This is a genomic window from Campylobacter sp. GB48 (assembly GCF_049221845.1).
Lineage (GTDB): Bacteria > Campylobacterota > Campylobacteria > Campylobacterales > Campylobacteraceae > Campylobacter_D > Campylobacter_D lari_C.
In genome coordinates this window covers 21,448-34,293 of record NZ_JBMJAR010000016.1, presented here as the reverse complement: position 1 = coordinate 34,293, position 12,846 = coordinate 21,448, and the positions used below count along the sequence as shown (strand labels likewise).

Here is a 12,846-nt window from a genome sequence, read left to right as displayed (position 1 = left end):
AAAACTAATGAGTATTATATAAAGCTTGATGCAGCTAGAGCATTACATCAATACAAATACGATGATGATCATAGAATGAAATTATATTTAAGTGGTGGGGTGTATTTTTAAAAATTTAAAACTTTAAAATATAAACTATAACTTTGCTATAATTATATTTTGTATTTTAGAGGTATAAATGAATAAAATTTTATTATTAGCTGATGGAGTTTATGCGAAGGATTTTTTAAAGAAAATTCATAGCAATAAAACCTTTAAAGAGTCCTTGAGTGTTGTTTATTATAATGATGAAAGCGTAGATTTAAGCTTAGAGAATGAACAAATTTCTTTTTACAAGTTTGATCCTACGAGTTTGATTAAATTAGAAAATTTGCTAAAGGAAAATTTCCATCAAGCTATCATTTATATGCAAGAAGAAGCTGATATGCTAGCTTGCTATAAAAATTTAAGAAAATTACATTCAAGATTAAATATAGTTATCATGGATTTATGGAATAGTCAAATTGATGATAATTTTTGTGAAGTGATTAATATTTATGATACTTTAAGCACAAGATTAACAGGTTGTTTGGATAATATGCCATCAACTGCTCAATTTATAGGACTTGGGCAAGGTGAGATTATGGAGGTTAGAATTCCTGCAGGATCAAGCTTTGCATATAGGCATATAAGTTCTATTAGTCAAAAACGTTTCAAAATTGTAATGGTTTATAGAAATAATGAATTTATCCTAGCAAGACCTGGGCTTATTTTGATGCCAAATGATAGTATTTTAATCGTAGGCGATCCTAAAGTTTTACAAAGTGTTTTTACTAATGTTAAAACAAGCTTAGGACGCTTCCCATCGCCTTTTGGTGATAATATACTTTGTATTATAGATATGAAAAAAATGAGTGAGTTTGCTATAGAAAAGCTTATTTTTGCAAGCTTGCTTTTGCATATAAGGATTAATAGTAAAAAACTTTATTTTAAAGTGATTAATCCCACTTTAACTCCTATGTATTATAAACTTAAAGCCTTGCATAAAAATAGTACCGAAGTGATATTTGACTATGAAAGTACAAATATAAAAAATATCAAACCTTTTGTGGAAAATACTAGCATAGGTTTGCTAGTGGTGGAAGATTATCTTTTTGAAAAAGAAAAAAGTTTTCTTTTTACTTTAAAAATTCCTGTGTTAAAAGCTGGTAAAGGGGACTTTGCTGACTTGAAATCATCAGTAGTTTTAAGCTCAAATTTTGAAGATGTAGAGGGTATTGCTTCTATTATGCTTGATTTAAATAAGCAAATTCAACTAGGACTTGCTTTGTATTATTATGCTTTAAAATTAAACAAAGCCGAAATTTTTGAATATCATCAATATTTTGAAAGCCTTTCAAAGCTTCACGATGAAAAATTACTTTTGATAGAAGAAAAAGAACATAATCCTATCAATAAATTTTCTTACAAACAAAATGTATTGCATTTTGTACCATTTAATGAAAAAATTTTAGGTAGTAATTTTAATAAAATTTTAAAAACAGATTTAAATACAATATATTATAAGATGAATAAAAATTATCAATTATTTATACCATCGCTGTGAGAAAATAATGCAAGTTAAGGTAAATTTAGATAAAAATACAAGTTATAATGTCTATATAAATGAACTAGAAGAGTTGAATTTTGATACTAAAGTAGTGATTTTAACTAATGAATTAGTTGCAAAATTACATTTAGATACACTTTTGAAAAAAATCCATGCTAAAGAGCTTTTTGTTATAAAAATCAAAGATGGTGAAGAATATAAAAATTTACAAACCATAGAATATATCTTAGATCAAATGTGTACTTATAAGCTAGATAGAAAAAGCTTGCTTATAAGCTTTGGTGGTGGTGTGATCTCTGATATGGGTGGTTTTGTAGCAAGCATATATCAAAGAGGGATAGAATTTATTAATATCCCTACAACTTTACTAGCTTGCGTGGATGCAAGTGTGGGTGGTAAAACCGGAGTAAATAATAAATTTGGCAAAAATCTAATAGGTACTTTTTATCAGCCAAAAGCAGTTTATTGTGAGAGTAAGTTTTTGAAAACTTTACCTTCAAGAGAATTAGCTGCTGGTATGGCTGAATTTATTAAAATGGCTGTGGTTTTTGATGAGGAAATTTTATCTTTTTTGGAAAAATTAGATGAGGATAAATTTTTAAACGCTAAATTAGATGATATTGTCTTGGCTCAAATCATTCAAAAAAGCATAGAACTTAAAGCTAATGTGGTTTCGCAAGATGAAAAAGAAAATAACTTAAGAATGCTTTTAAATTACGGTCATACTTTTGCTCATGTTATAGAAAATCAAACAGAGTATAAAAAATACTTACATGGTGAAGCTGTGGCTATAGGTATGAATATGGCAAATATTTTAGCATTAAATTTGGGGTTATTAAATGAGCAAGAATGTCAAAGGGTGCAAAATTTACTTGTGAGATTTAAATTGCCCATATCTTATAAAATTCCAAATATACACGATTTTTATAATGCTTTTTTCTTAGATAAAAAAACGTATTATCAAAAGATCAATTTCATTTTAGCTTGCGGCTTGGGAAAAGCTTGCATAAAAAATGATATATCTAAAGAAGATATTTTACACGCTTTAGAGGTGTTTGCATGAAAAAGTTTTTTTTGATTTTATGTTTGCCTTTTGTGTTGCTTTTAGCGCAAGATGATGTTAAACATTTAGAGCAAAAATTAAATGAGCTACATAATAATCTAGCATACAATACTTGGGTAATCAAATATAATAATTTTAATATTTATAAAAAAACCCAAGATGAAATTTTAACTTTGGAAAAAGAAAGTTTAAAGGCTAATGAGCGTAATAAAAGTATAATAGAAAGACAAATTTTGATTTTAAAAGAAAGATTAGAGCTTTTAAGTGAGTATAAGAGTGCTAATTTCTCTAAGATGGTTTTAGCACCTGAAGAAGTCGATAAGATAGACAAGCTTACCAATCCTTTAGCTATTATTTCAGCATATTCGCACATAAAAAAACTAAGACGTGATAAGGAAGAGTATATTAATCTTTTAAATAGTTTTAAGCAAACCTTAGATGAGCTTATAAAAGAAAATGTTTTGGTAGCTGAGATAGCTAAGTTAGCTCCTAGTAAAGAATATGATGAGTACTTGAAAGCTTCTAATCAAATGGTAAGGGATTTCTCGCAAACCTTACGTTTTGGAGAAATTTCTTATTCTGTGTATGAGAAAAAAATCCAAGAAGAGATTGAAAAAACAACTGCTTCTATTAAAATTCAAGGTGTAAGAGCTTTTAATATAGTTTTGGCTATTATTATTGTTATAGCTATAGCATTTTTACTCAAATTTATAGCTAGAAAATACATAGGCGATAACGATCGTTTTTATACAGCAAATAAAATTATTAATTTTATTAATATTAATGTGATTATTTTAATTTTGCTTTTTGGTTATATTGAAAATATCAGTTATTTGGTTACTGTACTTGGGTTTGCTTCTGCTGGTTTGGCTATTGCCATGAAAGATATGTTTATGTCTATGCTTGGTTGGTGTGTGATAGTTTTTGGTGGGAGTTTTAGAGTAGGCGATAGAGTTAGAGTTTTTCAAAATAACACGCATTATATTGGTGATATAATTGATATTTCATTTTTGAGAATAACTTTATATGAAGATATTTCTTTACTAACTTATACAGATAATAGAAGAAGTGGTAGGATAATTTTTATACCAAATAATTTCATTTTTACTAATCTTATATCAAATTATACTCATCATGGCATGAAGACAGTTTGGGATGGACTTGATATTACTTTGACTTTTGATTCAAATCATCAAAAAGCTTTAGAGATAGTAGAAGAAATTGTCACAAAAGCTTCTAAAGGCTATACAAAGTTAGCTAAAGAATCCATGAGTAAATTAAGAAATGAATATAGCATTAGAAATCCTAAAGTAGAGCCTAGATTTTTTACATTTTTAGAAGGTTATGGTATGAGAATTTCTGCTTGGTATATGACAAATTCTTATGCGGCTTTGATTTTAAGAAGTAATATTAGCAAAGAAATAATTAATGAATTTAATAAACATCATGATATAAAAATAGCTTATCCATCGCAAAATTTATATATGGCAAAACATGAATTTATAGAAAATAAGGAAGATATTTGAAAAAAAAGGTATTTTTTAAAACTTTTGGTTGTAGAACCAATATTTATGATACACAATTGTTAAAAACCTACATTAAGGATCATGATATCACACAAAATGAGCAAGAAGCTGATGTGATAGTGATAAATTCTTGCACAGTTACAAATGGTGCTGATAGTGGGCTTAGAAGTTATATTAATGGTGTAAAGAAAAATGGAGTTAAGGTTATACTTACAGGTTGTGGTGCTGTAAGCAAGGGAAAGGATTTTTTTGATAAAAAAGAAATTTTTGGAGTTTTAGGAGCTTCCAATAAAGATAAAATCAATGAGCTAATCTCACAAGATAAAGCCTTTTATGAGCTTGGAAATTTACGCTTTATTGATACAAAAATCGTAAGTAATTATGAAAATCACACTAAAGCTTTTGTGAAAATTCAAGAAGGATGTGACTTTGCTTGTAGTTATTGTATAATCCCAAGTGTTAGGGGTAAATCAAGAAGTATGCCAAGTGAAGAAATAATAAAACAAATCAAACTTTTAGCTCAAAATGGTTATAGTGAAGTAGTTTTAACGGGTACTAATATAGGAAGCTATGGTTTAAAAGATAAAACTACACTTGGAAAATTATTACAAGAAATAGGTAAGATTAATGGCATAAAAAGAGTAAGACTTGGGAGTTTGGAGCCTGCTCAAATTGATGAGAGTTTTAAAGAAATTTTAGATGAGCCTTGGCTTGAAAAGCATTTACATATTGCTCTGCAACATACTCATGAGAAAATGCTACGTATAATGCGCAGAAGATCACATACACAAAATGATTTAGCATTGTTTAATGAGTTAAGTCAAAAAGGTTTTGCTTTAGGAACAGACTTTATCGTAGCGCACCCTGGAGAAAGTGAATTAATATGGCAAGAAGCTTTAGAAAATTTCAAGCAATTTAAACTTACGCATATTCATGCTTTTATTTTCTCACCGCGTGATGGAACGCATTCTGCTTCTATGAGTGAGCGAATTAATGGTGAAATAGCCAAAGAAAGATTAAATATTTTAAAAGATATAGTCGCACAAAATAATTATGAGTTTAGAAAAAATCAAAAAGGTGCTTTAGAAATTTTAGTTGAGAGTAAAAAAGATGGTTTTTATGAAGGCTATGATCAATTTTTTAATAAAATCAAAATTACAAGTAAAGAAGATATTGCTAAACAATGGATAAATATTGAAAAATATGAATGCAAAGAAGATTGTAACTATGTAAGGTTAGAGGATGAAAAATAAAAAGATTATCTTAGCTTCATTTTTATTGCTTTGTGTTTTTGTAATAGTTGCGTTTATAAAAAATCAACCTGATTATATTAGCAAGACTGCTTATGAAGAGCTTTTAGAGCAAAATTTGATCCAAAAAGCTATAGTAGAAAATAATGAAATATTATTAAAAAGCAAAGAAGGAAATTTTTTAATTGCTAAAGATGTAGTGGATTTAAATGCTTTATGGCAAAAAATTCCTTTAGAATATGCTAAAGATTATAATTTAAGTGAGTTTTTTTTGATATTTATTTTGCTTGCTTTTCTCATAAGCTTTTTACTCTTTTTTAATAAAAAAAATAAAGATAGGCAAAATTTACTTTCTTTAGAAAAAAATATTTTAGAAAAAAATGAACAAAATAACACTATACAAGATGTAGTAAGTGAAGTTAAATTTAAAGATGTAGCAGGAGTTGATGAGGCTAAGGTAGAGCTTTTAGAAATCGTTGATTTTTTAAAAAATCCTCAAAAATATAAAGATTTTGGCGTGAAAATGCCAAAAGGCGTTTTACTAGTAGGCCCTCCTGGAGTGGGTAAAACCTTGATAGCAAAAGCAGTAGCAGGCGAGGCTGGGGTGCCATTTTTTTATCAAAGTGGGGCTAGTTTTGTAGAAATTTATGTAGGTATGGGCGCAAAAAGAGTTAGAGAGCTTTTTTTAAAAGCTAAATCAAAGGCTCCAAGTATCATTTTTATAGATGAAATTGACGCAGTTGGTAAAAGTAGGGGGGATTTTTCTAATGTAGAAAGAGACAATACTCTAAATCAACTTTTAACTCAAATGGATGGATTTGAAGATAATAGTGGGGTTATAGTAATGGCTGCTACAAATAAAATCGATCTTATGGATAATGCGTTATTAAGATCAGGGCGTTTTGATAGAAGAATTTTTATATCTTTACCTGATTTTAAAGATAGAATGCATATTTTGCAAAATTATATGAAAGAAAAAAAATCTAGTGTAGATTTAGAAAAAATTGCAAAAGCTAGTGTGGGTTTTAGCGGAGCAGCTTTAGAGACTTTAGTTAATGAAGCGGCTATTAATGCTATAAGAAGAAAATCAGATTTAATAGAAGAAAATGATTTTTTTGCAGTGCTTAATAAGGTTTTAATGGGTAAAAAAAAGATTTTCTCTCTAAGTGACAAGGAAAGAAAAATTCAAGCCACATACCAAGCAGCTAAAGCTTTGTGTGCTTTTTATTTTGATGTTAAATTTGAAAAAATTACTTTGATAGAAGATAGATTTAAAGAGTATGAAAATACCATCAAATCAAAATCAGAATTGCTAAACAAAATAAAAGTTTTTCTAGCAGGCTCAGTTGCTATGGAGCTTATTTTTAATGAAAGCTATACTAATGCGCAAAGTGATCTTTTGAAGGTTAAAGAATTGCTTACTTTCATGGAAACTTTTGCTATGGCAAATGAGGGTTTATTGCAAGAGCAAAAGCAAGAAGTGAAAGAATTTTTAGAATTAATGAAAGAAAAAGTAGTGAGATTAGCTAACATTCTTTTAGAAAATGAAAAAATAGAAAAACAAGATGTAGAAAAAATCATAATGGAGTAAAAATGGTAAAAATAGGAATTTTAGTACTTTCAGATAGAGCAAGTAGTGGAGTTTATGAAGATAAATCTGGAGTAGAGATAGAAAAAATTTTAGATTCTTATATAAAAAATGAAAAAAGTTTTTATTATGAACTAATTCCTGATGAGTATGATTTGATCATAGAAAAATTAGCTTATTTAGCTGATGAAGTAAAATGTGATTTGATTTTTACTACAGGAGGTACAGGGCCTGCTTTGCGTGATGTGACACCAGAAGCAACACAAGCAGTGTGTGATAAAATGCTTCCAGGTTTTGGGGAGTTAATGCGTGCAAAAAGCTTAGAATATGTACCAACAGCTATACTTTCAAGACAAAGTGCAGGTATAAAAGGAAAATCATTGATTATCAACTTACCGGGTAATCCAAAAGCTATAAGAGAATGCATTGAGCCTATATTTCCTGCTATACCTTATTGTGTGGATTTAATAGGTGGAGCTTATATTGAAAATAATGAAGAAGTAATTTCTGTATTTAGACCAAAGAAAAAGTAAGTCTAGTTAGACTTACTTTGAGGTTTTATAACCTTGCGATAAAAGTGCTACCATGCCACCATCTAAATTAGTGCATTCTATACCTAGAGTATCTTCTATCATCATAGCAGTGTGTTTGCTTCTTGAGCCTGTAGCACATACAAAGGCTATGTTTTTATTTTGATAATCTACTTTTTCTTTAAACTCTTGGATGAAATTTTCATTCATAAAGCCATTATCATCGCAAAGTGCGATGAGTACAGCTTCTTTTATAACCCCGCTTTTCCATTCGCTAGGAGTTCTTACATCTATAATGCAAAATTCGTGTAAAATATCTTTAGAAATAGCTATATTTTTCATTTTTCTAAAGCCTTAGAAACGATTTTGCTTAAAGCATTGTTAAATTCACTAGGGTTATCTATACCCATACCTTCGCTAAGTTTAGCCATATTTAAAAGAATATGTGCCATTTCATTAGCTAAGGTATCATTTTCTTTTAAGGCTTTTAAAATTTCATGATTAGGATTGATTTCAAGTATAGGTTTAACTTGTTGTTCTTGTCCCATTTGTTTAAGAATTTGTTGCATAGCAAAATCAGGTTTATTTTGATCATAAACAATACAACTTGGACTATTTGAAAGTCTTTGGCTAAGTTTTACCTCTTCAACTTCATCTTTTAAAACTTCTTTTATTTTAATGAGTAAGCTTGCAAATTCAGCCTTTTGTTCTTCGCTAGTTTCTTCACTAGCTAGATGGTTAATAGCACTAAATTTTAAGCCTTCAAATTCATTCATCATAGGCATAACTATGGTATCAATTTCCTCATCAAGTAATAAAACATTGATATTTTTTTGTTTATAGCTTTCAAGTAATGGAGAATTTCTTAAAAGTTTTTCATTTTTTCCGCTGATATAAAAAATTTCATTTTGTCCTTCAGCTAAGTTTTGTTTATACTCTTCAAGGTCAATTAATTCTTCTTTATTTGAGTTTTTAAAGTATAAAAGCTTAGCTATAGCGTCTTTATTTTCGCCAAAACCATATAAACCTTCTTTTAAAACTTTTCCAAAGTTTTCATGGAATTTAAGATAGTTTTCTTTATCTTTTTCTTTGAATTTTTTAAGTTCTGCTAGGATTTTTTTAACACTTGCTTCTTGAACGCTTTTTAAGATTTTATTTTCTTGTAAGATTTCACGACTAACATTAAGCGGTAAATCTTCTACGTCAATAATCCCGCGTACAAATCTTAAATAAGTTGGTAATAATTCTTTATCATCATCGCTTATAAAAACTCTTTTAACATAAAGTTTTAAACCACTTTTATAATCCACTCTATATAAATCAAACGGAGCTTGTGCAGGTATAAAGAATAAAGAATTATATTCTATAGAACCTTCAGCTTTTGTGTGGATATAAAGCATAGGTTTGTTTGAGTCATGAAAGTTTTGCTCATAAAATCTTTCATAATCTTCAGCTTTTAAACTTGCTTTATTTTGTCTCCATAAAGCACTTGCTGTGTTAATTTGAGTATTTTTTAATTCTTTTTTAGGCTCTTTTTCACCTTCTTCTAATGGTAAATATTCTTCTTTTTCCATAAAAATAGGAAATTGTATGTGATTTGAGTATTTTTCTACTATACTTTCAATGCGATATGAGTTTAAAAACTCTTCATCTTTTAAATGCAAGGTTATACAAGTGCCTTGTTCATCTTTATTTGCATCTTCTATTTCATAACCACTAGCATCAGAAGTCCAAAGATAAGCTTTATCATCTAATGCCTTTTTGCTTAAAACTTCTATTTTAGAAGCTACCATAAAAGCAGAGTAAAAGCCTACGCCAAATTGTCCTATAAGTTGAGAGTCTTTTTTGGCATCGCCACTTAAGTTTTCTAAAAAGCTTTTTGTACCACTTTTGGCAATGGTTCCAAGATGATTGATCAAATCTTCTTTATTCATACCTATACCATTATCGCTTATGGTTAGGGTTTTTGCTTCTTGATTGAAGTTGATTTGAATTTTTGGTTCAAATTTTAAATTTTTATAAGCATCATCACTCACGCTTAAATAGCTAAGTTTATCAAGTGCATCACTTGCATTAGAAATAAGCTCTCTTAAAAAAATTTCTTTGTTTGAATACAAAGAATGAATCATAAGTTGTAAAAGTTGATTAACTTCAGTTTGAAATTGCATTTATATCTCCTTTATTTAAAAATTAAAAAACCAATCCACACTGCCAAAAGACAAAGGATAACATTTAAAATAATATTTAGAAAAAAGTGAAAATAATCACCACTTTGCAAAAATAGCAAATTTTCATAAGAAAAAGTTGAAAAAGTCGTAAAAGCACTTAAAAAACCTGTGCTAATTAAACTTTTAGTAAAAATATGCACACCTTTAGAGTTTGCATAAGAAAAAAACAAGCCCATTAAAAAAGATCCTATGATATTAACAAGTAAAGTACCATAGGGAAAATCATGTGGAATGATTTTATTAAAAAAGCTACTAGTAAGCATTCTAGATATGGCTCCTAAAAAGCCACCAAAACCTACAGCTAAAATCGTGCTAATCAAGCTTGCGACCTTTCACTATCTAAAATTGCTTGCATTTTTTCTCTAGTTTGCTCAAGCCAATCCTCTTTGCTTGTATCAACAAGATCAAGAAATACTACTTTTAAAATGCCACTCTTTGCACTAAATTTTTGTGTATCTAGAATTTTAGCTGAATCAACAATTACTACGGGTTGGACTTTTAGCTTAAGTTTTTCACTTAAAATTTTAGCCCCGACTTTAAATTTTAAAAGTTTTTGTGTTTTAGATCTTGTACCTTCTGGAAAAATAGCTAAGATTCTATCTTCTTTTAGTCTTTCTTTGGCTTCTTTTAAAAGTTTTACTAGACCCTTTGGGCTTCTATCTATACAAATAATTTTAGGTTTTTTAATCAAAGTTTTAAAAACGGGGAGTTCGCCAAGTTCTTTTTTGGCTATCCAAGATATATTTTTTGGACATAGATCTTCCAAAATAACTATGTCTAACAAACTTTGATGATTGATTAAAAGTAAATTCGCTTGAGGATGTATGGAACCTCGGGTTTGAATTTTATAATTTATTATATATTTTTGCAGTTTTGACCATATTTTTCTGATTTTCCAAATTTTTTCTTGTGATTGCAATAATAAAAAGGCAATACATAAAAATATAATAGATAAAATAAATTCAATCCAAAATATTAAAGCTTTAAATCTTTGATAAATCTTCACTTTTTACCCAGCCTATTTTTCCATTATTAAATAAAATTTTTTTATATTCATCTCTTGAATCTAGCACTTCTACTTCTTGTTTATATTTTCCAGAATAAAAATGAGTTGAATTTAGAGTTGGTAAAATTTGCACTTTACTTTCAGCTTTTAATATAGCTTTATATATGTTATTTTGGGCTAAAAAACTTGCTATTAGAGCTAAAATTGCTAAACCTAAAGCTACATAGCTTTTCTTAAATACAAACCATAAAGCAAAAATACCACACAAGCTCCACAAAAACACTTGTTTGTAAAAATTAAAGTCATTAGTTTTTGGATTTAAATCACTTTGTGTGCTTATACTATCTTCTTTAAGTTCTATTTTTAAGGAAAAATCTTTTAACTCTTTAGAATTTAAATTAAAATAAGAAAAATCAAAACGCGTTTTACTTTTATCTAAAATAGCATAATAAAACCCACTTTGCTTTTCAAAATCACCTTTAATAGCTTCTATACCTTGTTTTTGAATATCCTTTATATTAAAACTTGCTAGATTTGTATTTTCTCCTGCAAGTTCTATGAATAAAATTATATTATCATTATCAAAATTACTTGCTTTTACTTGTTTTACTTCTAAACTACTTGCAACTATGTGTGAATATTTATTAGAAGGAGCGTCAATTTTTTTAAGTCTAATAGGTTTTATAATTAATGATGAGCTTTGAAAAATATGATCATTTCTGCTTAAAGAAATGATGATTTTATTTAAATTAGCATTTAAGCTTTTTGCTTCAAACCATAATTTTGTATGATATGAATTAGCTTTTTGCTCCCAAATAGGATTAGGATTAATCCAAAGCATATCATCATTTTTTTCAAAACTCACATTTAAATCAAAACTTACATTAGTTGTGGTAATAACCTCAAGATCTATAGCAAAAGCTTCATCTATATAAGCTTCATCAGTGTATTCCTTTGCATTTAACACCAAAGAACCTTGGGGAATAAACTTTTCATCATTGATTTTGCTTTCGTAATTACTTTCATCACTTGGAGCGATAGTTTGATAAATTTGCTTAGCTTGATCGTCTAATTGATTGTAGTTTTTTTCTAAGGCGTTGTAGTCTTCAAAAACGCTATTTTCTTGAGCATATAAATTAAACGCTAGTAAAAAAATACAAAAAACTTTGAAGGTTTTTAACAATTTAAAAATCCTTCAAACATTTTAAGTCCTACTTTTGAGCCAAGTATATCATCGCACATTCTTTCAGGGTGTGGCATAAGTCCAAAAACTTTTTTATTCTCATCACAAATTCCAGCTATATCGTTTAAAGAGCCATTTGGATTGTTGATATATCTTAATAAAATCATATCTTTATCTTCTAGCATTTTAATACCATCTTCACTATTAAAATAATTTCCTTCTCCATGAGCAATAGGTAATTCTATAATGTCATTTTTTTGGAAATTTTTCAAAAAAGCATTATTGTTTGATACCACTTGCAATGCTTGCATTTTAGAAATAAAACTTAAGCTATTATTATGTTTCATAGCCCCTTTTAAAAGTCCAAGCTCTAATAAAATTTGAAAACCATTGCAAATACCTAGGACATATCCACCTTTTTGTACATGTTCTTTAAGTGTTTTTATAGCAGGAGCAAGTTTTGCAATAGCTGCACATCTTAAATAATCTCCATAAGAAAATCCACCTGGTAAAACGATTAAATCCGCACTAAAATCTTGTCTTTCATGCCAAATGATTTCAATTTCTACACCTAGTTTTTCAAAAGCATAAGCTGTATCAAACTCACAATTAGTTCCAAGAAAACGAATAATAGCTACTTTCATAGTATTATCTCATAATCTTCTATTACAGTATTTGCAAGTAATTCTTTACACATCAAATCAACTTGTTTTAGAGCTTTTTCTTTATCATCGCAAGCTATATCAAAACTAATTTGTTTTGAGGTTTTAACATTTGCTATGTTGTTAAAATCTAAAGAATGTAAAGCCTTTTCTATAGCTTTGCCTTGAGGATCTAAAACCCCATTTTTAAGTGTGATATTTACAATTACTTTCATTCTTTTT

The 12,846-nt window shown here is 28.4% G+C and carries 13 protein-coding genes; 6 read left to right on the top strand and 7 right to left on the bottom strand.

Annotated features, from left to right (window positions below; translation table 11 throughout):
* The first annotated feature begins 178 nt into the window (after positions 1–178).
* Genes ACOTVC_RS07615 through mog form a run of 6 tightly spaced genes read left to right on the top strand, consistent with a single transcriptional unit; the run spans position 179 to position 7,548 of the window.
* Positions 179–1,585, top strand: coding sequence for a COG3400 family protein (locus ACOTVC_RS07615; RefSeq protein WP_039618165.1), 1,407 nt, complete (start codon positions 179–181; stop codon positions 1,583–1,585).
* A 7-nt stretch (positions 1,586–1,592) separates the two neighbouring features.
* Complete coding sequence (gene aroB, locus ACOTVC_RS07610; protein ID WP_421628195.1) at positions 1,593–2,651, top strand: 3-dehydroquinate synthase; 1,059 nt, start codon at positions 1,593–1,595, stop codon at positions 2,649–2,651.
* Complete coding sequence (locus ACOTVC_RS07605) at positions 2,648–4,177, top strand: mechanosensitive ion channel family protein (RefSeq protein ID WP_039618168.1); 1,530 nt, start codon at positions 2,648–2,650, stop codon at positions 4,175–4,177. Before aroB ends, ACOTVC_RS07605 begins: the two co-directional genes overlap by 4 nt.
* Entirely contained in the window at positions 4,174–5,430 is a 1,257-nt protein-coding gene (mtaB, locus tag ACOTVC_RS07600; protein WP_421628193.1) for a tRNA (N(6)-L-threonylcarbamoyladenosine(37)-C(2))-methylthiotransferase MtaB, read from the top strand. Before ACOTVC_RS07605 ends, mtaB begins: the two co-directional genes overlap by 4 nt.
* Positions 5,420–7,018: an AAA family ATPase gene (locus ACOTVC_RS07595; protein ID WP_421628191.1), complete on the top strand. Its 1,599-nt coding sequence runs from the start codon at positions 5,420–5,422 to the stop codon at positions 7,016–7,018. The genes mtaB and ACOTVC_RS07595 overlap by 11 nt, the downstream gene beginning before the upstream one ends.
* A 2-nt stretch (positions 7,019–7,020) precedes the next feature.
* Positions 7,021–7,548 carry a molybdopterin adenylyltransferase gene (gene mog, locus ACOTVC_RS07590; RefSeq protein WP_039618174.1) on the top strand — a complete coding sequence of 176 codons (528 nt, stop codon included), beginning with the start codon at positions 7,021–7,023 and terminating at the stop codon, positions 7,546–7,548.
* 12 nt (positions 7,549–7,560) lie between these two features.
* Here the strand turns inward: mog and ACOTVC_RS07585 are convergent, their stop codons facing one another.
* The 7 genes from ACOTVC_RS07585 to purS are packed head-to-tail and all read right to left on the bottom strand — an operon-like array spanning position 7,561 to position 12,839.
* Positions 7,561–7,887, bottom strand: coding sequence for a rhodanese-like domain-containing protein (locus ACOTVC_RS07585; RefSeq protein ID WP_214099591.1), 327 nt, complete (start codon positions 7,885–7,887; stop codon positions 7,561–7,563).
* Complete coding sequence (gene htpG, locus ACOTVC_RS07580; protein ID WP_087684835.1) at positions 7,884–9,713, bottom strand: molecular chaperone HtpG; 1,830 nt, start codon at positions 9,711–9,713, stop codon at positions 7,884–7,886. The genes ACOTVC_RS07585 and htpG overlap by 4 nt, the downstream gene beginning before the upstream one ends.
* A gap of 11 nt (positions 9,714–9,724) precedes the next feature.
* A complete protein-coding gene (gene crcB, locus ACOTVC_RS07575) occupies positions 9,725–10,093 on the bottom strand; it encodes a fluoride efflux transporter CrcB (RefSeq protein WP_039625961.1) in 369 nt (122 codons plus the stop codon).
* On the bottom strand, positions 10,090–10,779 hold the full coding sequence (locus tag ACOTVC_RS07570; RefSeq protein WP_421628188.1) for a lysophospholipid acyltransferase family protein: 690 nt from the start codon (positions 10,777–10,779) through the stop codon (positions 10,090–10,092). The genes crcB and ACOTVC_RS07570 overlap by 4 nt, the downstream gene beginning before the upstream one ends.
* Complete coding sequence (locus ACOTVC_RS07565; protein WP_250325325.1) at positions 10,757–11,962, bottom strand: hypothetical protein; 1,206 nt, start codon at positions 11,960–11,962, stop codon at positions 10,757–10,759. Before ACOTVC_RS07565 ends, ACOTVC_RS07570 begins: the two co-directional genes overlap by 23 nt.
* Positions 11,956–12,606, bottom strand: coding sequence for a phosphoribosylformylglycinamidine synthase subunit PurQ (gene purQ, locus ACOTVC_RS07560; protein WP_214116515.1), 651 nt, complete (start codon positions 12,604–12,606; stop codon positions 11,956–11,958). Before purQ ends, ACOTVC_RS07565 begins: the two co-directional genes overlap by 7 nt.
* Positions 12,603–12,839 carry a phosphoribosylformylglycinamidine synthase subunit PurS gene (gene purS / locus ACOTVC_RS07555; RefSeq protein WP_039641365.1) on the bottom strand — a complete coding sequence of 79 codons (237 nt, stop codon included), beginning with the start codon at positions 12,837–12,839 and terminating at the stop codon, positions 12,603–12,605. Before purS ends, purQ begins: the two co-directional genes overlap by 4 nt.
* Between the last annotated feature and the right edge of the window lie 7 nt (positions 12,840–12,846).

Bases quoted from the DNA above. Each gene is read 5' to 3' on its own strand.
- ACOTVC_RS07615 (WP_039618165.1), top strand. From the start codon at position 179: ATGAATAAAATTTTATTATTAGCTGATGGAGTTTATGCGAAGGATTTT.
- aroB (WP_421628195.1), top strand. From the start codon at position 1,593: ATGCAAGTTAAGGTAAATTTAGATAAAAATACAAGTTATAATGTCTAT.
- ACOTVC_RS07605 (WP_039618168.1), top strand. From the start codon at position 2,648: ATGAAAAAGTTTTTTTTGATTTTATGTTTGCCTTTTGTGTTGCTTTTA.
- ACOTVC_RS07595 (WP_421628191.1), top strand. From the start codon at position 5,420: ATGAAAAATAAAAAGATTATCTTAGCTTCATTTTTATTGCTTTGTGTT.
- mog (WP_039618174.1), top strand. From the start codon at position 7,021: ATGGTAAAAATAGGAATTTTAGTACTTTCAGATAGAGCAAGTAGTGGA.
- ACOTVC_RS07585 (WP_214099591.1), bottom strand. From the start codon at position 7,887: ATGAAAAATATAGCTATTTCTAAAGATATTTTACACGAATTTTGCATT.
- htpG (WP_087684835.1), bottom strand. From the start codon at position 9,713: ATGCAATTTCAAACTGAAGTTAATCAACTTTTACAACTTATGATTCAT.
- purQ (WP_214116515.1), bottom strand. From the start codon at position 12,606: ATGAAAGTAGCTATTATTCGTTTTCTTGGAACTAATTGTGAGTTTGAT.
- purS (WP_039641365.1), bottom strand. From the start codon at position 12,839: ATGAAAGTAATTGTAAATATCACACTTAAAAATGGGGTTTTAGATCCT.